This is a genomic window from Chryseobacterium paridis (assembly GCF_016595215.1).
In the GTDB taxonomy this organism is placed as follows: Bacteria; Bacteroidota; Bacteroidia; order Flavobacteriales; family Weeksellaceae; genus Chryseobacterium; species Chryseobacterium paridis.
Window position 1 is genome coordinate 918,876 of sequence record NZ_JAENHK010000010.1, and the last position, 23,367, is coordinate 942,242.

The window sequence follows — 23,367 nt, forward strand, 5'->3', positions numbered from 1 at the left end:
CTCTTATCTAATATTCCTATTGAAAATAACTCTTACTATATAATAATAGATTATTTTAAAGGTTTTATATTTGCAGTCAAATTTTTTCCGTTTTGAAAGTTTTCAAGAATTTTAAAGATTATTCCTCTCAAAAGCCTCTAGCATTATCTTTAGGAATGTTTGACGGGGTACATCTTGGGCATAAATGTATTATTGATGAATTAAAAAAAGTAGGTGCAGAAAACCAATTAGAGACTGCTATCCTTACTTTTTGGCCACATCCAAGATTTGTTTTTAATCCAAATGAAGATTTAAAGCTTTTAAATACATTAGATGAAAAGAGATTGTTGATGAATACGTATGGTATCAATAATTTATTTTTAAAAGAATTCGATGAAGAGTTTAGAAATCTTACCGGAGAAGAATTTGTTCGACAGATCCTTGTTGATCAACTGAATGTAAAATACCTTATTATAGGGTATGACCATTCTTTCGGAAAAAATAAAAGTGGAAATTTTGAGCTTCTTCAGAAACTCTCAAAAGAATTGGATTTTGAAGTGGAGCAAATGGAAGCAATCAACATCCACGAAAACAACATCAGTTCTACCAAAGTCAGAAATGCATTATTAGCAGGAAACATTGTACAGGCTAATGAAATGTTAGGATACTCCTACTCTGTTTCTGGAACTGTGGTTCATGGAAAAAAATTAGGCCGAACCATTGGCTATCCTACTGCCAATATCAGTACAGACTCCATTAAATTACTACCTAAAAAAGGGGCTTATATTGTCGAAGTTGAAGTAAAAGGTCAACAATATAAAGGGATGCTAAGTGTTGGAACCAATCCAACAGTGAATGGCGATACCCTAACTGTTGAAGTTTATATTCTTGATTTTAATGAAAATATCTACGATCAGGAAATAACTGTAAAGTTCAGGGATTTCCTTCACGAAGAGATCAAATTTGAAGGTCTTGAAAAATTAATTGAAAGACTAGATGAGGATAAAAGATTAACGGAAGAGTTTGATTTTTAAAATAAATGATAATGAAGAAGACAGTCTTAATATTATTACTATTTCTTTCTTTTTTTGTTTTTGGTCAGGAGAATTTATCTAAAGCAGGTGGGCCACCTAAACTTTCTGAACTCATAGGTTTTTGGAAAAAAGTTGAACTTCCTAATGAAAATACTCATAACAAAGAAAATCCATGGCCTCAAAAATATCAATGGTTTGCATTTTACGAGAACGGAAAAGTATATTCAATGATGTCTGACAAAGATTATAATTACTCTGTGAAAGATTTAAAAGAAATCTTTAGTAGTTTACCTTTAGAAAAGACGCCTACCTACAAATTAGATGGACAATTTTTAACAATCGACAATAAAGAGATTGAAAATTATCAAGAATTATGGGGAGTTAATCTTTTTGCGATGGACATTGAAAATCTTTTTAAAAAGGGAAACTTAATGATGACCTTGGATGACGGAAGTGGAAATGTAATTTATTATAGATTGTTAGAAAAACTAAATAACTAAAATCTTATCAACCACAAAGGGTTTTCAAAATATCATTTTATAAATTATTAATTGTACTCTGATCCTTTTTTGTTAGTGAATTAAATACCAATTCATACGATTGATCGATCATCTTAAAAATAAGATCTCTCTTCAAACCATCTACAGAAACTGAATTCCAGTGGGTTTTATTCATATGATACGCTCCGGTAATCTGTGGATATTGCTCACGAAGTTCAGCACTCCATTCTGGATCTGTCTTTACATTAATTCCCAAAGGCTGTTTTTCCAAAGCCATCAATAAAAACATTTTTGTTCCTACTTTCATCACAAGCGTTTCATTATCAAAAGGAAAAGTTTCTGTAACTCCTTTTTTTGCAAGACAGTAATCTAGTATTTCGTTGGCGTCCATTTTTAATTATTTGTTAGTTGAAAGATGAAAATTGAAAATTGAAAGTGAGAAGTTAATAGTTGATAGTTGATAGTTGATAGTTGATAGTTGATAGTGCAAAATTAGTGTTTATCAAGTTCTTTTAATCTTTTAATCTTTTAATCTTTTAATCTTTTAATCTTTTAATCTTTTAATCTTTTAATCTTTTAATCTTTTAATCTTTTAATCTTTTTCCATTCTTAATCTCAAATTTAGTAAATTTAGAAAAGGAAAAGAATAGTATATATCACCACTTAATCACATTTATTATGAAAGCTTTGGTTATTGGCGCAACAGGTGCAACCGGAAAAGATTTAGTCACTCAACTATTGAATGATAAAGAATTTGATGAAGTAGATGTTTTCGTGAGAAAACCTTTGGATCTTAAGAGTGATAAATTAAATGTTCATGTCGTTAATTTTGACAATCCTGAAGAATGGAAAGATGCTGTGAAAGGAGATGTAGCTTTCTCATGCCTTGGTACCACTCTAAAAACAGCAGGGAGCAAGGAAGCTCAGAGAAAAGTAGATTTCGATTATCAGTATCAATTTGCCAAAGCGGCTAAAGAAAATAATGTAGATGATTATATTCTGGTTTCTGCTTATGGAGCTAATCCTAAATCCAAAATTTTCTACTCTAAAATGAAAGGGGAACTTGAAGATGCAGTAAAGCAGCTTCATTTTAATAAAATTACGATTTTCAAACCTGGTATGCTGGAAAGAAAAGATTCCGACAGAGCCGGGGAAGTTTTAGGAAGCAGAATTATAAAATTTGCAAATAAAATTGGACTTTTAGAAAGTCAAAAGCCACTACCCACTAATATCTTAGCTAAGGCAATGATCAATTCATCAAAAATAAAAAGCAATGGGTATTCAAGTATTAAGCTGGGAAATATTTTTTGCTTTGCCGAAAAGACGAATGAATAGGAGTGGAAAATTGAAAGTGGAAAATTTGCAGGATTCGAGTTACGGGATTCGGGATTCGAGATACAAGTTTGTGGAATAGTAATTTCACATTACAACTTTTTACATTCTAACTTTCAATTTTCCACTCTCAACTTTTAACTCGGATCTCGCACCTCGCATCTCAACTATTTCGTCGTTTTACTCCCCATACTTTGCCCCAGTTTCTCATACTCAATATCATTAGGTTCCCAAAGTTCTATTTTGTTTCCTTCCATATCCATAATATGTACAAACTTTCCATATTCGTAGCTTTCAATCTTATCAACAATGGTTACATTTTCCTTTTTTAGTTCTTCGACTAGTTTTTCAAGATTTTCTACCCGATAATTAATCATGAAATCTTTTTCTGAAGGCTGAAAATATTTTGTTTTTTCATTGAATGGGCTCCACTGTGAAAAGCCTTTTTTAGAATTATCAGCTCCCTGATACCACTCAAATACAGCTCCATATTCATTCGTATTAAGACCTAAATGGTCTTTATACCACTCTCTCATTTTCTTAGGGTCTTTACATTTAAAAAAGATCCCACCAATACCGGTTACTCTTTTCTGATTCTCAGATTGATCTTCTGTTGCTGATTTAAAAGCAAACCCTAATATAAAAGAAGCAAGGATACAAAGACCAAAAATTATTTTTTTCATGTGTTACGTTTTATTTATGTAAGAATATAGTATAAAAAAAGTGGATGAAAAACATCCACTCTGTAAAAATATACTTTTTTGTATTTATTTCAAATATTTTGTAATCGCCTGATCTGTTGGTTTCGTAGTACTTACAAAGCTATCTACTAATTTACCATTTTCGTCTAGTAAGAATTTAGTAAAGTTCCAAAGAATTGTAGTATTCTTTACTCCATTAAGATCTTTTTCAGTCAAATATTTAAAAATCGGAGCGGTATCATCCCCCTTTACAGAAACTTTTGCTGCTAACGGGAAAGTTACTCCGTAATTTTTCTGACAAAAAGCTCCAATCTCAGTATTTGTTCCTGGCTCCTGACCTCCAAAATTATTAGCAGGAAACCCAACAATCACTAATTTATCTTTATATTCTTCATACACTTTCTCCAAATCAGCATATTGTGGGGTAAAACCGCATTCTGAAGCGGTATTTACAATAAGGATCTTTTTCCCTTTAAAATCAGCAAAATTGATTTCTTTACCATCCAGGCTTTCTACTTTGAAATCATATATTGTTTTTCCCATAAGTTCGTTGGTTTTAGCTTTAGAAATTTCACTTTTTTGGTTAGTACAACTCTGTAAGAACGCTACAAAAGAAAGCAGCAATAAGAAAATCTTTTTCATGAGTATATTGTATTGAGCAGCTTTGCTGCGATTATTTTTATGGATAAATTACATATTAGAATTTAAAAGTATTGGCAGGAAATACTTTATTGATATCTATTTTGTTGATCTGCATTACAAAATCTCCATCTTTTTTAGAACTGGAAGATTCTATTCTAAATGGCATCACCAAATTTCCAACTTTTTTATATTCTGAATAAGTTAAAGTTTCATCCTTTTTTATTTCCTTCAAAAGCATATAAGTGTTGGTGTCAAAATAATAAAAATTCTTATTTACATTTTTCGTCAGTTCCACTTTATGACAATAGATATCCCCTACTTTTTCCTTCCCCAAATATTTCGCATCAAAACCCTTGTTTTCCCAATCAATAAAATCGTTATCAAAACTCTCAGGAATATAATTAGGATATTCCTGAACTTTATTGGTTGCATAGTTCATTGCATATCCTTTACTTCCGTCGAAGCCTTCAATGGCTGTGTCTTTATTATTAATGGTAAGAACCGTTTTAGTAAGATTTGGGCGTTGCTGGTAAATTTTTATAGGGTATTCATCTTTTATTCCTAAAACTACTTTTCCTTGAAGTAATACAGAATTTAATAGCTTCCAATTCGTTAGTCCTCCTGATAATTCTATATTTTTTTCTATAATTTCCTTTGCCGTCTGTGCAAAAGAAAGTTGTGAATAAATCAGCACGAATACTAAAAGTAATTTCTTCATTCAATCAATTTATAATTCAAATATAAGGCGAATTTGTAGAAAAGCAAATTTGTTAAAGGGCAAAAAGGCGAAAAGGCAAATTTGTAAAACTATAAAATCGCACCCATTTAACAGTTTTGCAAATCTGCGATTTTACGATTTTGCGATTTAGCAATTCAGCCTTTCTTCCTTTTTGCCTATTGGCAATTTAGTTTATCAATTTCCGAGCTTTTTCCAAATCCTCCGGAGTATCAATTCCGACTCCGATAAAGTTGGTTTCTATTAACTTGATCTTCATTCCATATTCAAGATAACGGATACATTCAATTTTTTCGGAAATTTCTAATGGTTTCATCTCTAATTTAGAGAATTGCAGCAGCGCATGTTTTCTGAAAGCGTACACTCCAATATGTTTAAAGTAGTCTACAGTGTAAGAAATTTCTCTATGAAAAGGAATAACAGAACGACTGAAATATAATGCAAATCCATTATTATCTGTGATCACCTTTACATTATTTGGATTCTCAATTTCTTCTTTTTCTGTAAGCTTTATTTTTAATGAAGCTAATGAAATCTCCTGATTATCATCTTCCTTAAAGACATCAATCAGCTGTTTAAGAGGTTCTGTCTTTAAAAAGGGTTCGTCTCCCTGTACATTAATAACAATGTCACAGTCTATATTTTGAACAGCCTCTGCAATACGGTCACTCCCTGTTTCGTGCTGGCCAGTCATTACAGCCTTTCCTCCATTATTTACAATTTCATTAAAAATGATTTCAGAATCTGTGGCTACAAAAACTTCATCAAATAAACCGGTATCTACAACATTTTGATAGGTTGTTGCAATCACTGTTTTTTCTCCCAAAATCTGCATTAGTTTTGCAGGAAAACGACTCGCTTCATATCGAGCGGGAATAACTGCTATGATCTTCATTGAACAATTTTAATTGTTTAAAATTTTCTCTAAATATAGGCAAAATATGATTGCTATTTTAAAAAGTCAACTTTACACCAGCCATATTATAACCAAAACTATTGGATGCTGTAAGGTTTATTTTATATTTTACATTTCCTGCACTAAATTCAGAAGAGGTGTATCTGTTTTTAGAAATTGTTTTTCCTATAAAATACCCCATCAACAAGGCCAAAGGGTAATCCGAAGCCCAATGAACCTGGCTCTGCATCATCTGAAAAGCCAACGCCCCAGCTAATGTATATCCCACTGGTTTGATCCATCCTGCATCAGGATAATTATCTGCAATAACTGTTATTGCAGACATAAATGTGGTTAAATGCCCTGAAGGCATTGCATCATAACGTGATGTATCATTTGCAAATGCAGAAAAACTTGGAAAAGGCGTCCAATGCCCTCCTGAATTTCCATTTTGTATGGCTATGAAAGGACTTTCCCTACCTGTTATTCTTTTAATAGTTTGTGAAAAAACTCCTGAAAGTATTAAGCTTTCCATTAATCCACTTGCAGTAGCCTGAGCTCTGTAATCATCTTTTATTAATCCGTAAGTGGCAAAACCTATCCCTAACAATACAACTGTAGAACCATTACCAATAAGATAAAGACCTGATCCGATATCTTTTGGAATTTTTATCAATCCTCCAACCTTATTGTAATTATTGTCCGCACTCATCCCCATTCTATCACCCAACTCTCTTGAATTATCAATGAGTTTCTGATCAAACGGTAAAAGTATTAAAGTACCAGCTACAGCACCACCCAAATAATAGGCATGATCTTTTGCTACAAAATCTTTATTAGTATCTATAAAATCTTTAGGAACTCTCGTAATAAACTCAAAAAGCTTAGGTTTAGGATATGTTCTTACAGAACCATCTTTTAAAGTATAGTTTTGGGATATTGCTTTCTTTTTAAGAACAATACTATCACTATTTTGGGAGGATACCCATATAGAGATTGGTAGTAATATCAATCTAATTTTTTTCATCTTGTGCTTCTTTAAGAAAAATAATGATAAATGCTCCGACTTCATTCATTATAACATCACCACATCAAACATGTAATATCAGGATGTCATGCTGAGCGAAATCGAAGCATGTATTATTTAAAAATTATTTTAAATTATTGAGAGCTTTTTCTAATTTCGGCATCATTGTAGAAATTTCATCAGTTGCTAATCCTCCTACAGAAGCTCTGAACCATGGTTCTGATTTTTCTTCCCCAAAGGCAGAGAAAGGAACTAAAGCCACTCCAGCTTCATTAATTAAGTAAAATCCAAGATCAGATGAATTTTCAATAACACTTCCATCTGGCTTGGTTTTACCAATATAGTCTAATTTAATTGTAAGATAAAGAGCTCCCATAGGCTCAATACTTTCTACAGCCAGTCCCTTACCTTTCAAATCCTGAATTCCCTTGTGAAGAACTTTCAGGCTTTCTTCCAATTTACCTTTGAATTCATTAACAAAAGAATTTACATCTTCAGAATCCTGGTAGTATTTTGCTGTTGCTTCCTGCTCTGGTTTAGGTGCCCATGCTCCAACGTGAGTAAGAAGAGCTTTCATTTTATCAATAATGTGAGCAGGTCCGAATCCCCATCCTACACGAACTCCGGTAGCTGCAAGACATTTTGAGATCCCATCAATATATATGGTATAATCTTTCATTTCCGGGAATAAAGAAACCGGGTCGTAATGTTTTGCATCGAAAGTAAGATTAGAATAGATTTGATCATACATTAAGTACAATGGCTTTTCGTCTGCTCCTCTCTTTTTATTTTCTTCTATGATCAATTCACAGATATCAGAAAGCTGATCTTTTGTGAACATTGTCCCAGTAGGGTTTAGTGGCGAACAAAGCGCTAATAAAACAGCACCGCTTAAGTGTGGTTTAAGATCAGCAGCAGTTGGTAAAAAGTTATTTTCAGGTGTTGTTTTTACTTCAATAGCATCAGCTGATGTAAGATAAGCATAATGATTATTATTCCATGAAGGAATAGGGTAAATAACTTTATCCCCTTCATCCACGATAGTTTTATATACTGCATAAATCAATGGTCTTGATCCTGCAGTAATTAGGATATCATTTGCTGAATAATCAAGGTTCCATCTTGTTTTAAGATCTTTTGAAACCTCTGTTCTTAAAGATAAAAGTCCATTGGCAGGCGGATAATTTGTCAGATTATTCTGATAAGCTTTCTGAATCTCCTCCTTCAACTTTGCAGGTATCGGGTATATATTAGAATTCAGATCACCAATGGTAAGATTGGCTATCTCCGCTCCTTTTGCCTTTAAATCATTTACTTCATTACCAATTTTTACAATTTCAGAACCAATCAGGTTCGCCGCTAATTTTGAAACTTTCACTTTATTTAAAATTTATAATTATTTTAAGGTTGCAGGAATTAGGTATCAGGATTTAGGTGTTTTAATTAAACCCTATTTCCTAAATCCTAAGCCCTTCTAGCTATTTACGTTAACTGTAAGTCAATTTTTACTTGATTAATTTTCTCATCCAAAGATTTCAATTTATCTCTAAAATCTGCTTCAGAAGTAATACTGTCTTTTACAGAGATGTAGAATTTAATTTTAGGTTCTGTTCCTGAAGGTCTTACGCAAACTTTAGTTCCATCCTGAGTATAATAGATCAGTACATTGGATTTTGGAATATCGTTCATGACCTGTTTTTCATTTTTAGAAACAACAAAGTTGGTCTGCTCTTTAAAATCTTTTACTTCCTCAACTAAAGATCCTGCTATTTCTTTTGGTGGATTTTCACGGAAGTTTTTCATCATATTCTGAATTTCCTCAGCACCATCTCTACCCTTTCTTACAAGGTTAACCAATCCTTCATAATACATTCCTGTTTCCTGGTAAATTTCAATCATGTATTGGTACATGGTTTTACCATTTGCTTTACACCATGCAGCAATTTCGCAAGCCACAAGGATACTTCCACAAGAATCTTTATCACGAACGAAGTCTCCGGTCATAAAACCAAAACTTTCTTCTCCACCACAAACAAATTTTTCTTTTCCTTCAGCCTCACGGATCATTTTCCCAATCCATTTAAATCCTGTAAGTCCTGCTTTACAAGCGACTCCGAATTTATGAGCAATATCAAAGAAAATGTCTGAAGTTACGATTGTAGAACCGATGAATTCTTTTCCTGTAATCTTACCCAATTTTCTCCATTCATTAAGAATGTAATAGGTTAGAATTGTATTGGTTTGATTCCCGTTTAACAATTGCATTTCACCATCAAGATTTCTTACTGCAATTCCCAATCTATCGCCATCCGGATCTGTCCCGATAACAATATCTGCATTGGTTATTTTTGCCAGATCCATCGCCATTTCCAATGCTGCCGGTTCTTCCGGATTTGGAGATTCCACCGTGGTAAAGTTTCCGCTAGGAATCATCTGCTCTGTAACAAGATCAACTTTTTTAAATCCTGCTTTTTCCAAAGCTTTGGGAACTGTAGTATATGTTGTTCCATGAATAGAAGTGAAAACAATATTTAAGTTTTCTTTTCCTACATTCTGATAAGTTGAATTTTCGATACAAGCATCGATATATACATCATCTTGCTCTGCTCCTATCCATTCAATAAGCTCATCATTTCCATCAAATTTAATTTCGTCAAATTTTACGGAATATACTTCATTAATAATAGCTTCATCATGTGGAGGAACAATCTGCGCCCCATCATTCCAATATACTTTGTATCCATTGTACTCAGGTGGGTTATGAGAAGCCGTCAATACAATACCTCCATTGCATTTTTTATCTCTAACTGTAAAAGACAATTCCGGAGTTGGTCTGTGATCTTTAAAAAGCAGTACTTTAATTCCATTTGCTGTCAAAACATCAGCAACCAGTTTTCCAAATTCTTTAGAATTATGACGTACATCATAAGCTATTGCAACTTTAATTTCTTCATTGGGAAATTGCTTTAACATATAATTCGCAAGTCCCTGTGTAGCTTGACCTAACGTATACTTATTTAAACGATTAGTTCCTACTCCCATAATTCCTCTCATTCCTCCGGTTCCGAACTCCAATTCTCTGTAAAAAGAATCTTCCAGATCAGCAGAATTACCATCAATTAATACCTGCACAGCATCTCTTGTTTCCTGATCAAACGTTTCACTTAACCAAAGTTTCGCTTTTTCTAATGTTGTCATATTTGTATCTTGTTCTTTAAATTTGTTGTCTTATTGTTTCTTTCAGATTGTCATTTCGAGGAACGAGAAATCTCTATAATAAATATTGAATTGTAGATTCTTCACTCCACTTCGTTTCGTTCTGAATGACATTACATTACTCTAACTTCTTATTCTCAACCCTTGTCGTTTTATCAATTTTAAAAGCACGAATCGGATCGTTATAATATAAAAATTTTGCAGTATTCTGAATGTGACCTTTTAGAGAATCCTTTACATTAACTTCTGCATAATTCCCGTTTTTAGAATCGATATTCAGGTTAGTAATTTTCCAATAAGGAGCAATTAAACTTGCTGTATCGGAAATTTTGATCACTGCATTTTTAGTTTCACCTAAAAAATTGGCTCTACTTCTGTTTAGCATTTCTACTTCTGCTCTTCTTGTATTCACTGAACCCATAAAAGTAGCGTTATTCTTTAAATTAAGCTTAAAATTATCCGTTTTTATTTCGCTGGAAATGTTCATTTCTACTGAATCCGAAATTGAAACTTTTTCAAGATTATATTTAGAATAGATGGTAACATTATAAAAATCAACGCCTTTTGTTCCTCTTTTTTCCTTGATTGAAAGTGTTTTGTCCTTTACATCAACATCTAAATTACTGGCAACATTTGGATAGGTCTCTATCTCAACAAAGTTCTTTGGACCTCTTGCGTAAAATACCCGAAACTTTCCTTCAAGATCTAAATTGACAAATTCAGAAACATCAACATCTTTTCTCTCAATATTTCCCTTAGGGGAAATCTTTCCACAAGAAACAATCATCATAAGTACAAATGTGTACAATATATTTTTCATATTTATCTAAAATATTTTATATAAAACTGTAATTATTGCAAGACTTTCTATTCCCATTAAAACATAGAGAACTGATACCCTTCCTATTAAACCTAGTTTTGAGTACATTTTTCTAAAAGCATTCCAGTAAGTGGCTGCAGGAAAGAGAATAAAAAGAACAAATATAATTTTATCAACAACATCGGTAATCTTTGAAATAGGTTTCCATAAACCTATAAAACTCACGATATCATCAAGCAAAAATATAACTAAAATTCCTAAAAGACTTACTGTTCCAATGATAAAATGTTCAGCAAGATTTAATTTTGTCTTTTTAAAAACAAAAAATGCATTAATAGCAAGCATTGGAATAATAACAAACAGTATTGTTTTTGAATATTTTGAAAAAAAGGCTCTTATTTTAGAAACTTCATGAATAGTTTCTTCAGTAACAAATTTTTCATAAAAATGTAAGGCCAATACATTAAAGCTAAAAAGAATCAGCAACAACGAAATAAAATTGTAGTACCTGATTCTTTTTCCTGATATATAATCCATTGCTGTTTTCCCGGGTTCTAACAAAACATTCTTTATTGTTTTGAAAAAACGTGTTTCTACATGCCAGATGGAGCCAAAAATGTCATTTTTAATAAGTGATAGGTAAGTTATTCTTGCTGTGTCGGTCTTTTGTCCGCAATGAGCACAAAACTCATCGGAAATTGTATAACCACAGTTCAAACAACTTTTCTTATTCATGGAAAAATATCACATTATATTAAGTATTTTCAAGTGATCCAGCATAAACCATTAAACCAACAAAAGACATTGTTATGATAGCTGCAATAATCAAAGGCTTCCAAATCGCTTTTTTAGGATAATGCTCTTCATCCGGGAAATAGGTGGGAACGAAATAATATGAGAGCAAACCTCCTCCGGCAGCACCAAAAACATAAGCAAGTGAGCTTTTCGGCTCTTCCGGAATATTTACTATAACTATAGTTACTATCGTTATTAAAATGGAGAGACCTAATACAATATAAGCCTCTCTTTTCTTTTTAATATCAATTAAGTTCTGATATAATAAAACACCTCCAAAAAGAGTTGACATCAAAACAGAAAAACCAAAAATGGCCTTTTTAGAATATATTTTTGGTAGATTATTGTCCATATACTATATCACTTCATCAATATTGTAGTTCTTATGTTCTCTGTTGGTTCTGATAATCATTTCTCCTAAGAATCCTGCAATAAAAAGAAGAGTCCCCATAATCATCATTGTTAGAGCAATAAAAAACCACGGATTATTGGTAATAAGATGTCCATAAATTCCTCTTGAAACATCAATTAATTTTGAAACACCCAGCCAAAATGCCGAAAGGAACCCAAAAATAAACATAATGGTTCCTACTGCTCCAAAGAAGTGCATCGGTCTCCCACCAAAACGGCTTACAAACCAAAGTGTTACCAAATCCAGAAAACCTCGAATAAATCTTTCTGTTCCGAATTTAGAAGTTCCATAAGGTCTTGCCTGATGTCGAACTTCTTTTTCAGTAATTCTTCTGAATCCGGCATTAGCAGCTAAAACCGGAATATATCGGTGCATATCTCCGTATACATCTATCGATTTTACGACCTGCTTTTTATAAGCTTTCAGGCCACAATTGAAATCATGAAGTTCAACTCCAGAAACTTTCCTTGCCGCAGCATTGAATAGTTTTGAAGGAACATTTTTGGTCATTACGTTATCAAAACGTTTCTTTTTCCAGCCCGAAACAATATCGTAATTATCTTCAATTACCATTTTATACAGATCGGGAATCTCTTCCGGAAAATCCTGTAGATCGGCATCCATTGTGATAATTACATCTCCATGTGCTCTTTCAAATGCAGCATGTAATGCCTGAGATTTCCCATAATTTCTGGAAAATTTAATTCCGTGGATTTGAGGATGTTGAACTTTTAAATTTTCAATAATGCTCCACGACAAATCCGTACTTCCATCATCTACAAACCAGATTTCATATGATAATTCGTTTGTTCTGCAAACAGAATCAATCCTGGAAAAAAGCTCTTCTAAAGAGTCTTCCTCATTAAGTAACGGAATAATTATAGATAAATTCATTTAACTTTTATAAAATTATTGGTGAATCGTTTTTGTTCTGAAAAACGCTCCGAAAAACAGTGACAAAACTACGTAAAATATAAGAATTGCTGCAAAATATCCAGAAAAATGACTTGCAGTAAGCATATCTTTTCCTTTAACGGCTTGTGGAGAAAAACTTTGAACTCTTTCACGATATTTTTGATCCAGTTCATCGATATCTTTTTGATGTTTCAGAATCTTTCTTGCAGACTTATATTCTGAATCCAGTTCTGATTTTTGTCTCTCTACATATTGATAATTTAATAACTTTTTTGCATCTGTATCTACAAAATTCAGGAATGCATAGATGCTAAATATGGAAAGAATCCCACCAATAAACATAGGTACAAAAGATCTTTTGAAAGCTTCTCTGAAACCCATTTTATGGTTATTCCAGTGAGATTTTACAGACCAAAATGCAGTTGCAGCATAAATGACAGGTAATACGAACGCATTGATTTTGAGAGAGGTATCAAAATAATGAATTCCTGAAAAAAAGTAATACGCTATAAAAAAAACAATCATTGTAGCGATAAATAGTATAATTCCTAAGGTGGATGGACTTTTCGTCATATTTTTATTTTTAGAAAAATTTTTGAAAAATTATTGCTCTTAATTTCAGCAATTTAGCTTTGATAAAGCATTTTCCTGTTCATTTTTCTGTAATATTATTTTCAAATTTATAATTAATTCCTATCTTTGCAACGGCAAGTCCTACACAACCAGCTCCTGAGAATCCTCCAGGGTGGGAACACAGCAAAGGTAATCGGTCGTAGCGGTGTGATGTAGATAGCTTGCCATTTTTTATTTCTTTTATTCTAAAATTCAAACTCCTCTCCCAATTTTGGTAAAACAAGCTCAACATTTTTATCACTAAAATGTTTTAAAGCACTCTCATGATTAATTTCGATAGGTGGGAAAGTGTCAAAATGGCATCCAATAACTTTTGGAGTTTTTAATAGTTCTGCAGATGCAAATGCTGCTTTTCTCGGACACATGGTATAGTGACCTCCAATAGGTAAAATTGATAAATCAAGATGCCCATATAATTTTGGAAACAACTCCATATCAGCCATTACTCCTGTATCACCAGCTAAATAGATGTTTTTACCTTCAGGCAACCTGAAAATATACCCTACTGGAACACCTCCATAGCTTCCATCCGGGAACGAACTCGTATGATGAGCCGGAACCATGGAAATTTTAAGATCGTCGATTTTTGCCGATCCTCCTAAGTTTACGTCATCTTTATTTTTTGCTGCTTTAAAATAAGCGCATACTTCCGGCACTCCAATTACTGTCGCATCAGGATGATATTCTAAAACTTCAGCTACGTCCGCAATATGATCACCATGTGCATGCGTTAATAAAATATAATCTATTTTTTGTGCTGAAATATCAAATCCTGATTCAGCTTTTTTGTAATTATAAAACGGATCACTTAAAATCGTTTTATCCTTATACGTGAACAAAAAACAGTTTTGTCCTAAGAATTGTATTTTCATTTTCAATTTTATTTTTTAAATTTTAATTATGAAACAATCTGGGAATTTATACACATTTCTACTGATGTATAAATCTGATATAATGCCCAGACATTTAGTATGATCATTAAGCTTTGAAAGATTGCGAGAATTAGCCTTTGTCTTAAATACTTGCTAATAACAAGAATAGACAGTATAGTATTAAAAATTAATATAACCACAGTAATCAAAGCTATCAGGCTAAAATCATAAATTGCCATCCCGCCCATTAACTCTTTAATAAATTCACAGAAAAAGACTGTTGCCAACAAAAGTGACATATACGATATTACTTTGTAGGCTAAAGTGTTTTTCATTGATCTATTTTATTTCTGTGGAAACTTATCCTCAATCAATCTCAAATTAATTCCATGTTCCAAGTAAGCTTTGCAACCATCCAAAACTGTCGTAAAGCCTCCTGTATTATCATTAATTGTTTTTAAGAGATCTTCTCCAGTTTGAGTAAATCCATAACTTTTAATCACCACAAGAGTTCCCTTTTCCATTTCTTTGAATTCATAATCCACATTGCTGGAAGGATCACCCCATTCTGTTCTTATCAGATGATTCGGAATGATTTCATGCACCATAACATTATTCTTTACTCCATACATCTCCCATTCCCAGGTAATTGTTTTACCCACTTCTAATCGTCCGGTTGATTTTGTAAACCAAAACTGAGTGGTCAATTCAGGATTAACAAATGCTTCAAACACTTCATGAATGGGTTTTCTGATAAGCATTTGAGCTTCAACGTAAATAGGGGAATTACTCATAATGATTAATATATTTAGTTAAAAAAGTTAAGTCCGATTGCTGTAAGGACAGCCATTGTAAAAGTAAGAATACCTACCTGCTTCAAGTATTGATCAAGTTCTTTAGGTTCTTTCACAGACATTATTTTTCTTCTCAGCTTAGCAAATGGAATCAACAGGATCATTACAATAAAAACATAGTAGTTTTGTGATTGTATAAAACCATTTATTCCTAAAAAGATAAGAATCAAAATAAGAGGAAGTTGCAATAGGATCATTTCATAGATCATGGCATTTCTGAAGCCTAATCTTAAAGCAAAACTATTTTTCCCTGATAATCTGTCACTTTCGATATCTCTCATGTTATTCAGGTTCAAAACAGCCATGCTCATCATACCCACAGCCGTTCCTGGCAATAAGATATCCCAGCTGAATGTTTTAGTAAACAGAAAATAACTTCCACAAACTGAAACCAAACCAAAAAAGATAAATACAAAAAGGTCTCCCAATCCCATATATCCATAAGGCTTTTTTCCCATTGTATAACCAATAGCTGCTAAAATACTCGCTACTCCCAATCCTATAAAAATGTAAAATTCTTTCATATAGTTAGGAATAAAAGCAACATACAACAGTACTATAGTAGCTATAAAAGACAATGCTGAAAGTAAAATAACAGCATTCTTCATTTGCTTGGCTGTAATTCGTCCTGAGGCTACTGCTCTCGCTTCTGCTTCATTAATTCTTTTGGCGTCCGTTCCTTTCACTCCATCACCATAATCATTAGCATAGTTTGACAAGACCTGATACAGTAAAGTCACTAAAAGTGCCAATGCAAAAATTCTCCAGTCCCAAACACCACCTTCTCCATATAGTTTCCATTTGGCGATGAAGCTTCCCATAATAATTCCGCTTAAAGAAAGCGGTAAAGTTCTTAGCCTAGCGGCTTTTATCCAGTCTTTCATATTTTTTTTGTATTCATGTACAATGTATTAACGTAAAATGAAAAATCATACATACATTTTACACTGATGCTTCTATACATTTTTAAGATATCCACTGATCTTTTCCAAAGTCCGGTTTTCTCTTTTCAAGAAATGCATTTCTACCCTCCTGTGCTTCTTCGGTCATATACGCTAAACGAGTTGCTTCACCCGCAAAAACCTGCTGTCCAACCATTCCATCATCAGTTAAGTTCATTGCAAATTTCAGCATTCTGATCGAAGTTGGAGATTTAGCTAAAATTTCCTGTGCCCATTCGTAAGCAGTATCTTCTAATTCTTCATGAGGAATTACAGCATTAACCATTCCCATATCTAAAGCTTCCTGAGCTGAATAATTTCTACCTAAAAAGAAGATTTCACGCGCTTTCTTCTGACCTACCATTTTCGCCAAATAAGCAGATCCGTATCCACCATCAAAACTGGTAACATCTGCATCAGTCTGCTTGAAAATAGCATGTTCTTTACTTGCTAAAGTAAGGTCACAAACCACATGAAGTGAATGTCCACCACCTACTGCCCAACCTGGTACTACAGCAATTACAACTTTAGGCATAAAGCGGATTAAACGCTGAACCTCTAAGATATTCAAGCGATGTCTTCCATCTTCACCTACATAGCCCTGATGCCCTCTTGCTTTTTGGTCTCCACCACTACAGAAAGCCCATCCTCCGTCTTTAGGGCTTGGCCCTTCACCGGAAAGCAAAACAACTCCTATAGAAGAGTCTTCATAGGCGTCATAAAAAGCGTCGTATAATTCTGAAGTAGTCTTAGGTCTGAAAGCATTACGAACTTCTGGTCTATTGAAAGCAATTCGTGCTACACCATTGCATTTTTTATAGGTAATATCTTCGTATTCTTTGGCGGTTTTCCACTCAATCATTTTGTAAAAATTTTTCTCAAAGATACGGAATTGCAAAGAATTTTAACGTCTGAAAATAAGGATTATCATCTAAAAAAACACTGATATTTCTGTGACTCATTTTTATATTAAAAAACAAAAACCGGAACAAAAATGTTCCGGTTTATATTATAAAATTCTTTTTCAGAATTATTATTTAGCTTTTCCCTGAAGTTCAGCTTCTTTAGCTTTCATTTCAGCCATCTTAGCCTGGTTTTTAGTAATGCTATAAATCTCTTTTAACATAGTAACAGCATTTACATCATTAGGAAGTGCTTTATACCAGTTTTCAGCATAAGGTAAAGCTTTGTTAAATCTTTCCTTTCTTGCTTCAATTAACTTAGTCGCATCATCCGGCTTAGTTTTTCTAAGGGTATTAATTTCAGCTACTGCTTTATCATCCTCTCCAATTACAGAATAAACCAAATTCTGGTATGCATTTGCAAAATCAGGCTTTAATTCGATTGCTTTTTTGAAAGAAACCTCAGCATCAGCTGCAGTGGCAGGATTTTTAGACTGCATAACTCCCAAATTATACCAATTGGTAGCATCATTAGGATTTTTTGCTAATTGCTCTTTTAAAGTAGCAACAAATTTATCTGTGTTTCCTGACTGGTAATAAGCTGTACTTTGGAAATCTTTTAGCTTTGCATTGTTAGGAAATTTAGCTAATCCTTTTTCGATTACCGCAACTGCTTCGTCGTTCTTTTTAGCATTTAAAAGCAAGGTAGATAAAGTTTCATACAAATCTGGCTCTACACTTGGTGTCTGCTCAGTTTTGAAATCAGAATAATCTGCTGACTTTTTCAACATTTCCCAAGTTCCTTTATCATAAGTAGCAACCTGTCCTGATTTTTTTTCTTTTGCAGTATAGTTTGTCTGAACTCCTGTATAACCTGAATTGATCAATTCAGTGTATATCTTAATAGCTTCGTCAACATTGTTAGCCAAAGCATAGTTAAGTCCTGCATAATACATATACACTTTATCATCCTGGCCATTAGTCTTTAGTAAGTTATATACTTCTAAAAATTTAGGAGCCGCAACAGCATAGTTTTTTGCATTGTATGCATCCATAGCTGCTTTGTTAGCTTCTTGTAGCTGAGCATTTGTATCTTTCTTCTGTCCGAAAGCAAAAGCCGAAGAAATGATCGCTATACTTAAAATTAGCTTTTTCATAATCAGAATTTATTTTATTTACATTTATTCTTCAGAATCAGAATCTCCAGTTTCTTCTGCAGGTTTATCCTCTTCTGAATTATTCTCTAATTGTGGTGTTACATTAATTTCTGCATCGTTACTTTCTGTAGATTCTACTCCTTCTCCATTCTCATCTGATTCTTCTTCTACATCTTTGTCCATTTCTACTTTTGCAATCGCCGCAATCTCATCATTTTTCTTAAGGTTGATCATTCTCACTCCCTGAGTATTTCTACCCATTACTCTCATTTCATCCATATTCATACGGATTGCAACTCCAGATTTGTTGATAATCATTAATCCATCCTCATCCGTTACATTCTGGATTGCAATAAGATTTCCTGTTTTTTCGGTAATATTTAGGGTAATAACTCCTTTTCCTCCTCTGTTGGTAATTCTATAATCTTCTACAGCTGTTCTCTTACCATATCCTTTCTCAGAAACTACTAAAACGGTTTCGTTCTCTACATCGTTCACAACAATCATACCAATTACCTCATCATTATCCTCCATAGTAATACCACGAACCCCGATAGAACCTCTACCTACTTCTCTTACTTTTTCTTCAGGGAAACGGATACATTTACCATTTTTAGTAGCGATCATGATCTGTGAAGTTCCATTCGTTAACCATGCTCCTAATAACTGGTCGTTATCTCTGATCTCAATAGCATTAATACCATTTACCCTTGGTCTTGAATAAGCTTCAAGTGATGTTTTCTTGATCGTACCATTTTTGGTAATCATTACAACGCTCATTTGGTTGATATATTCTGCATCTTTCAGATCATTTGTTCTGATATACGCTTTGATCTTATCATCTGGTTCGATATTGATCAAATTCTGAACAGCTCTACCTTTTGCTGTTTTAGAACCTTCAGGGATTTCAAATACCCTCAACCAATAACATCTTCCTTTTTCTGTAAAGAACAACATGTACTGGTGATTGGTTGCAGAAACGATATATTCAAGGAAATCTTCATCTCTTGTCGTTGCAGCTCTGTTTCCTACACCACCTCTACTTTGAATTTTATATTCTGAAAGGGAAGTTCTTTTGATATATCCGGCATGAGAAATAGTAAGAACTACAGCATCATTTGGAATAATGTCTTCGATTGACATCTCTCCACCTGAATAATCGATTTCAGTTCTTCTCTCATCACCATACTTTTCTTTTACTTCAAGTAATTCTTCTTTAATGATTTCAAATCTTCTGCCTTCATTAGCCAAGATATCTTCCAAATTCTGAATTTCTTTCATGATCGCGTCATACTCATCACGGATCTTATCAAGTTCCATTCCCGTTAAACGAGCCAAACGAAGATCCAGAATTGCCTGAGCCTGAATTTCAGAAAGATCAAATTCCTGAATCAAACCTTCTTTAGCAGCCTGAGGGTTCGCACTGTGACGGATAATAGAAATAGCCTTATCCAATGAATCCTGCGTACCGATCACCTTCATGAACCCTTCTAAGATATGAGCTCTCTCTTTCGCTTTTTTAAGCTCATATTGAGTTCTTCTTACAATTACTTCATGTCTGTGTTCAACGAAATGATGGATAATATCTTTTAGATTTAACTGCTCCGGTCTTCCATGTACCAAAGCAATATTATTAACACTAAAAGAAGTCTGAAGTGCTGTATATTTATATAATAAGTTCAGGACAACATTAGGGATCGCATCATTTTTTAATTCATAAACAACACGAAGACCATTTCTGTCTGACTCATCTCTAATCTCATAAATTCCAGGAATTTTTTCATCTTTTACCAACTCTGCTGTTCTGGCAATCATCTCAGCTTTGTTTACCTGATAAGGAATTTCAGTAACAATAATAGCGTTTCTGTTTCCTATTTCTTCAAAATTAACTTTCGCTCTCAGAACAACTCTTCCTCTTCCTGTATGGAATGCATCTCTTACACCATCATATCCATAAATAATACCACCCGTTGGGAAATCAGGAGCAACAATATGCTGCATCAATTCGTCAATAGTGATTTCTTTGTTATCGATATAGGCTATGATTGCATCCACAGACTCTGATAAGTTATGCGGAGCCATATTGGTCGCCATACCTACAGCGATACCGGAAGTTCCGTTTACTAAAAGATTAGGGATTTTGGTAGGCATTACAGTAGGTTCCTGTAAGCTATCATCAAAGTTATTCTGAAAATCAACAGTTTCTTTATCCAGATCAGCAAGGATATCATCAGAGATTTTTTTCAGTCTTGCTTCAGTATAACGCATTGCCGCAGGCGGGTCACCATCCATAGAACCGAAGTTACCCTGACCATCAACCTGAGGATATCGTAAACTCCAAGGTTGCGCCATTCTTACCATTGCATCGTATACCGAAGAGTCTCCGTGCGGGTGATATTTACCTAAAACATCCCCAACAATTCTCGCAGATTTTAAGTATTTTCTATTAGAAAAAACCCCTAATCCATACATACCATAAAGCACTCTTCTATGAACGGGTTTCAAGCCATCTCTTACATCAGGTAACGCTCTTGAAACGATAACCGACATCGAATAATCGATATAAGATGACTTCATTTCATCAACAATGTTGATAGGAATTAGTCTTTCTCCTTCTTTTTGCATAAACAAATTTTATTATAATGATAGTCAGACTTTTAGCTGTGAGTCTGAAAATTATTTATTTTGGTTTTTTATTAACGGGCTAATTTACGAAATTTTTACCGATTTTTGTGGTAGAATTTATCCACAAAATCTTAAAAATTCTTAAAATATGAGCGTATTAAGTATAACTTTCCACTGCACGAAAAACAATCTTGAAGAATGGGAAAATTATATGGATGAAACATTGGTTTTAATGACAGAAAATCTAATGGATGTCAATAAATATATCCTTTCAGAAGTGCATAGTGATTATATTGAAGATGGAAAAAATTACAATCTCTTGCTGATCTTCGATAATGAGGAACTGCGAACAGATTTTATAGAGAGTGAACTCGTCAACATCGCTGAAAGAGTAGAAAAACAATTTGGACAGGAGGTTATGATCTTCAATACTTTTCTGAACCCAAAAAAAACGAGACTTTAATAAGATAAAAGCCCTGTATTACAGGGCTTTTTTATTTTTTGAATTTTAAATCAAAAATATTTCTTTCTTACCTCGAATGATGTGGAGGTTCCGGAGGTCTTGGATGTGGAGGCGGATGATGCAGACAAGAAGCCAGCAAACCAACCAAAGCCAATGCTCCAATAGTTTTGATGAGACTTTTCATATTTTTACTTTTTATGATTACCATGATAACAACAATCTGAATGCCAGATGCTTATTTCACACACAATAAATTTCAAAACACCACATAAAATTAAAAACCCTGCTGTTACAGGGTTTTAATTTTTCAAGAGATCTTAGTCTCTGTGATGTCTTTTATGTTCTTTGTGTTTACGTCCACGATTATCATTGTATTCATAATAGTAAACTCTTTTTTTAACCTGACCTGGAGCATAGTATCTTGCACTTCCGCCATACACCTTCTTCGCTTGCCCCGGTGGTAATCCTCTCCTTCCATGGTGGTATTCCTGAACTGTACAGCTGCTTAGCATTAAAGTAAAAGAAACCACACCTAGCATTTTTATCAAACCGCTCATATTTTCATTTTTCAAATTTCGAAATGAATATAAACAAGGTTGATGCCAAAGGGAATTTTGATATTTAGTAGAAGTTGAAAATTGAAAGTGGAAAGTTGAGAGCTAGAAGCTAGAAGGCAAAATTAAGGCTTTGAAAATAAACCATAATAAACTTTTGCTTTTCCTAGTTTTCCACTTTCAATTTTCAATTTTCAACTATTAATTAAACATTGCCTTCAAACCCAACCGTGTCACTTCTCTTCTCAAGCATAACCAGATCCTTCCACTCTCCATTCAACAGTCCTATTTTTTTACGAACCCCAACTGTTCTGAATCCGTTTTTCTGATGGAATTTTATTGACGCCTCATTCTCTGGGAATATATTGGACTGTAAAGTCCAGAAACCGTGGTTTTCGCTATCTAAAATCAGTTTTTTTAGTAATACTGACCCTAAACCTTTTCCCTGATAATTGGTGTCAAAATAGATACTCACTTCTGCTACTCCCTTAAAACATTCTCTTTTGCTTACAGGTTTTAAACCAGCCCATCCAACCACTTCATTATTTTCATTCTCAAGTATCCATCTGCAATCGTTAAAAAACTCCATATTCCAGGCCTCCCTGTTAGGAACTTCTGTTTCAAAAGTTGCAATACCGCCATCTATTCCCTGTTGAAATATTTCTAAAACACGTACTTCATCGCTAGGAAGCATTTCTCTGATCTCGTAGTTCATTTTATTTAATGATATTTTCTTTTATTCTTTCTTTTTATTCTGGAATAATGGGTTTGTTTCGTTTGATTATCTTCTGAAACAACACTGATATTTCCATCCACTTCAAGAACTGATAGTTTTACATTATCTATCTTTTCTATTCCATGTTCTCTTATCGCCTCTTCTAATTCATCCCTGGTGATTTTCACTTTATCAAGAGCTTTCTCATCTACCTTCCCATCTCTAATCAGGATAACAGGATCTTCTTCCATAAAAGTTTCAAAGGAACGACTTGAAAACATCAGTCTTTTTAATATAAAATTAGCTGCAAAAAGAACTAATGCAGCAATAAGACCTCCTTGTAAAGAAGTATCCGGTCCCACCATCGCATTCTGTACTGCATTGGAAATAAGAAGCAGTAAAACCACATCTCCTGCATTAAGCTGAGAAAGCTGATTTTTACCAAACAAACGAATGGCAATAACCATAAAAAGATAAACGCAAAGCGATCGGACTACTACATCTAGAATAGGATTCACTGTTTTTATTTATGTCTATTCAAATGTATAAATTTTTCTGATTCTGTTTATCATTTTTAAAGAGACTGTTAAAATTTTAAAACAAGAAAACCTGAATTATTTCACCTTTCTAAATTTATTTATGGCATA

General features: G+C 33.5%; 26 protein-coding genes and 1 other RNA gene. 5 read left to right on the forward strand and 22 right to left on the reverse strand.

Annotated elements, in window-relative coordinates; all coding sequences use genetic code 11:
- The first annotated feature begins 92 nt into the window (after window positions 1–92).
- A complete protein-coding gene (locus tag JHL15_RS13605; RefSeq protein ID WP_200246555.1) occupies window positions 93–1,013 on the forward strand; it encodes a bifunctional riboflavin kinase/FAD synthetase in 921 nt (306 codons plus the stop codon).
- Window positions 1,014–1,024: 11 nt separating this feature from the next.
- Window positions 1,025–1,513 (forward strand): hypothetical protein, encoded by a 489-nt coding sequence (locus tag JHL15_RS13610; protein ID WP_200246557.1) that lies wholly within the window; start codon window positions 1,025–1,027, stop codon window positions 1,511–1,513.
- 37 nt (window positions 1,514–1,550) lie between these two features.
- Here the strand turns inward: JHL15_RS13610 and JHL15_RS13615 are convergent, their stop codons facing one another.
- Complete coding sequence (locus tag JHL15_RS13615) at window positions 1,551–1,904, reverse strand: MmcQ/YjbR family DNA-binding protein (protein ID WP_200246559.1); 354 nt, start codon at window positions 1,902–1,904, stop codon at window positions 1,551–1,553.
- 287 nt (window positions 1,905–2,191) lie between these two features.
- Here JHL15_RS13615 and JHL15_RS13620 point away from each other — a divergent pair, with 287 nt between their 5' ends.
- Complete coding sequence (locus JHL15_RS13620; RefSeq protein ID WP_200246560.1) at window positions 2,192–2,848, forward strand: NAD(P)H-binding protein; 657 nt, start codon at window positions 2,192–2,194, stop codon at window positions 2,846–2,848.
- Between the two features lie 164 nt (window positions 2,849–3,012).
- Here JHL15_RS13620 and JHL15_RS13625 read toward each other — a convergent pair whose 3' ends face one another.
- From JHL15_RS13625 to JHL15_RS13680, 12 genes are all read right to left on the reverse strand, one after another.
- The gene (locus tag JHL15_RS13625) at window positions 3,013–3,528 is read right to left on the reverse strand and encodes a VOC family protein (RefSeq protein ID WP_317193039.1); all 516 of its coding nucleotides are present in this window, start codon (window positions 3,526–3,528) and stop codon (window positions 3,013–3,015) included.
- A gap of 84 nt (window positions 3,529–3,612) precedes the next feature.
- The gene (locus JHL15_RS13630) at window positions 3,613–4,188 is read right to left on the reverse strand and encodes a glutathione peroxidase (protein ID WP_200246562.1); all 576 of its coding nucleotides are present in this window, start codon (window positions 4,186–4,188) and stop codon (window positions 3,613–3,615) included.
- A gap of 55 nt (window positions 4,189–4,243) precedes the next feature.
- Window positions 4,244–4,906 (reverse strand): histidine kinase, encoded by a 663-nt coding sequence (locus tag JHL15_RS13635; protein ID WP_200246564.1) that lies wholly within the window; start codon window positions 4,904–4,906, stop codon window positions 4,244–4,246.
- Window positions 4,907–5,093: 187 nt separating this feature from the next.
- Entirely contained in the window at window positions 5,094–5,819 is a 726-nt protein-coding gene (kdsB, locus tag JHL15_RS13640) for a 3-deoxy-manno-octulosonate cytidylyltransferase (protein ID WP_200246565.1), read from the reverse strand.
- Between the two features lie 58 nt (window positions 5,820–5,877).
- Window positions 5,878–6,846, reverse strand: coding sequence for a phosphatase PAP2 family protein (locus JHL15_RS13645; protein ID WP_200246568.1), 969 nt, complete (start codon window positions 6,844–6,846; stop codon window positions 5,878–5,880).
- 124 nt (window positions 6,847–6,970) lie between these two features.
- Window positions 6,971–8,224: a pyridoxal phosphate-dependent aminotransferase gene (locus JHL15_RS13650; protein WP_200246570.1), complete on the reverse strand. Its 1,254-nt coding sequence runs from the start codon at window positions 8,222–8,224 to the stop codon at window positions 6,971–6,973.
- Window positions 8,225–8,328: 104 nt separating this feature from the next.
- Entirely contained in the window at window positions 8,329–10,044 is a 1,716-nt protein-coding gene (locus JHL15_RS13655; RefSeq protein WP_200246572.1) for a phospho-sugar mutase, read from the reverse strand.
- Window positions 10,045–10,180: 136 nt separating this feature from the next.
- Window positions 10,181–10,882, reverse strand: a complete 702-nt coding sequence (locus tag JHL15_RS13660) for a GIN domain-containing protein (RefSeq protein ID WP_200246574.1) — start codon at window positions 10,880–10,882, stop codon at window positions 10,181–10,183.
- 6 nt (window positions 10,883–10,888) lie between these two features.
- Window positions 10,889–11,617: a DUF3667 domain-containing protein gene (locus JHL15_RS13665; RefSeq protein WP_200246576.1), complete on the reverse strand. Its 729-nt coding sequence runs from the start codon at window positions 11,615–11,617 to the stop codon at window positions 10,889–10,891.
- Between the two features lie 19 nt (window positions 11,618–11,636).
- On the reverse strand, window positions 11,637–12,029 hold the full coding sequence (locus tag JHL15_RS13670) for a hypothetical protein (RefSeq protein ID WP_200246578.1): 393 nt from the start codon (window positions 12,027–12,029) through the stop codon (window positions 11,637–11,639).
- Between the two features lie 3 nt (window positions 12,030–12,032).
- Window positions 12,033–12,983 carry a glycosyltransferase family 2 protein gene (locus tag JHL15_RS13675; protein ID WP_200246580.1) on the reverse strand — a complete coding sequence of 317 codons (951 nt, stop codon included), beginning with the start codon at window positions 12,981–12,983 and terminating at the stop codon, window positions 12,033–12,035.
- A gap of 15 nt (window positions 12,984–12,998) precedes the next feature.
- Window positions 12,999–13,577 (reverse strand): DUF4199 domain-containing protein, encoded by a 579-nt coding sequence (locus JHL15_RS13680; protein ID WP_200246582.1) that lies wholly within the window; start codon window positions 13,575–13,577, stop codon window positions 12,999–13,001.
- A gap of 132 nt (window positions 13,578–13,709) precedes the next feature.
- On the opposite strand from JHL15_RS13680, the gene ffs reads away from it, so the two are divergent.
- An RNA gene (gene ffs / locus JHL15_RS13685) (signal recognition particle sRNA small type) lies at window positions 13,710–13,807 on the forward strand.
- Window positions 13,808–13,822: 15 nt separating this feature from the next.
- Here the strand turns inward: ffs and JHL15_RS13690 are convergent.
- The 6 genes from JHL15_RS13690 to gyrA all read right to left on the reverse strand — a co-directional run bounded on the left by JHL15_RS13690 (window position 13,823) and on the right by gyrA (window position 20,988).
- Window positions 13,823–14,509: a metal-dependent hydrolase gene (locus JHL15_RS13690; RefSeq protein ID WP_200246584.1), complete on the reverse strand. Its 687-nt coding sequence runs from the start codon at window positions 14,507–14,509 to the stop codon at window positions 13,823–13,825.
- Between the two features lie 344 nt (window positions 14,510–14,853).
- Window positions 14,854–15,303 carry an SRPBCC family protein gene (locus JHL15_RS13695; RefSeq protein WP_200246586.1) on the reverse strand — a complete coding sequence of 150 codons (450 nt, stop codon included), beginning with the start codon at window positions 15,301–15,303 and terminating at the stop codon, window positions 14,854–14,856.
- 14 nt (window positions 15,304–15,317) lie between these two features.
- Window positions 15,318–16,247 carry a 1,4-dihydroxy-2-naphthoate octaprenyltransferase gene (gene menA / locus JHL15_RS13700; protein ID WP_200246588.1) on the reverse strand — a complete coding sequence of 310 codons (930 nt, stop codon included), beginning with the start codon at window positions 16,245–16,247 and terminating at the stop codon, window positions 15,318–15,320.
- Window positions 16,248–16,329: 82 nt separating this feature from the next.
- Window positions 16,330–17,166: a 1,4-dihydroxy-2-naphthoyl-CoA synthase gene (locus tag JHL15_RS13705; RefSeq protein WP_089026593.1), complete on the reverse strand. Its 837-nt coding sequence runs from the start codon at window positions 17,164–17,166 to the stop codon at window positions 16,330–16,332.
- Window positions 17,167–17,337: 171 nt separating this feature from the next.
- A complete protein-coding gene (locus JHL15_RS13710) occupies window positions 17,338–18,363 on the reverse strand; it encodes a tetratricopeptide repeat protein (RefSeq protein ID WP_200246590.1) in 1,026 nt (341 codons plus the stop codon).
- Between the two features lie 24 nt (window positions 18,364–18,387).
- Window positions 18,388–20,988 (reverse strand): DNA gyrase subunit A, encoded by a 2,601-nt coding sequence (gene gyrA, locus JHL15_RS13715; RefSeq protein ID WP_200246592.1) that lies wholly within the window; start codon window positions 20,986–20,988, stop codon window positions 18,388–18,390.
- Between the two features lie 148 nt (window positions 20,989–21,136).
- Between gyrA and JHL15_RS13720 the strand changes: the two genes are divergently transcribed.
- Window positions 21,137–21,451 (forward strand): DUF4286 family protein, encoded by a 315-nt coding sequence (locus JHL15_RS13720; protein WP_200246594.1) that lies wholly within the window; start codon window positions 21,137–21,139, stop codon window positions 21,449–21,451.
- A 317-nt stretch (window positions 21,452–21,768) separates the two neighbouring features.
- Here the strand turns inward: JHL15_RS13720 and JHL15_RS13725 are convergent, their stop codons facing one another.
- From JHL15_RS13725 to JHL15_RS13735, 3 genes are all read right to left on the reverse strand, one after another.
- Complete coding sequence (locus tag JHL15_RS13725) at window positions 21,769–22,008, reverse strand: hypothetical protein (RefSeq protein WP_200246596.1); 240 nt, start codon at window positions 22,006–22,008, stop codon at window positions 21,769–21,771.
- Window positions 22,009–22,210: 202 nt separating this feature from the next.
- Window positions 22,211–22,720: a GNAT family N-acetyltransferase gene (locus tag JHL15_RS13730; RefSeq protein WP_200246598.1), complete on the reverse strand. Its 510-nt coding sequence runs from the start codon at window positions 22,718–22,720 to the stop codon at window positions 22,211–22,213.
- Between the two features lie 5 nt (window positions 22,721–22,725).
- A complete protein-coding gene (locus JHL15_RS13735; RefSeq protein ID WP_200246600.1) occupies window positions 22,726–23,238 on the reverse strand; it encodes a DUF421 domain-containing protein in 513 nt (170 codons plus the stop codon).
- Between the last annotated feature and the right edge of the window lie 129 nt (window positions 23,239–23,367).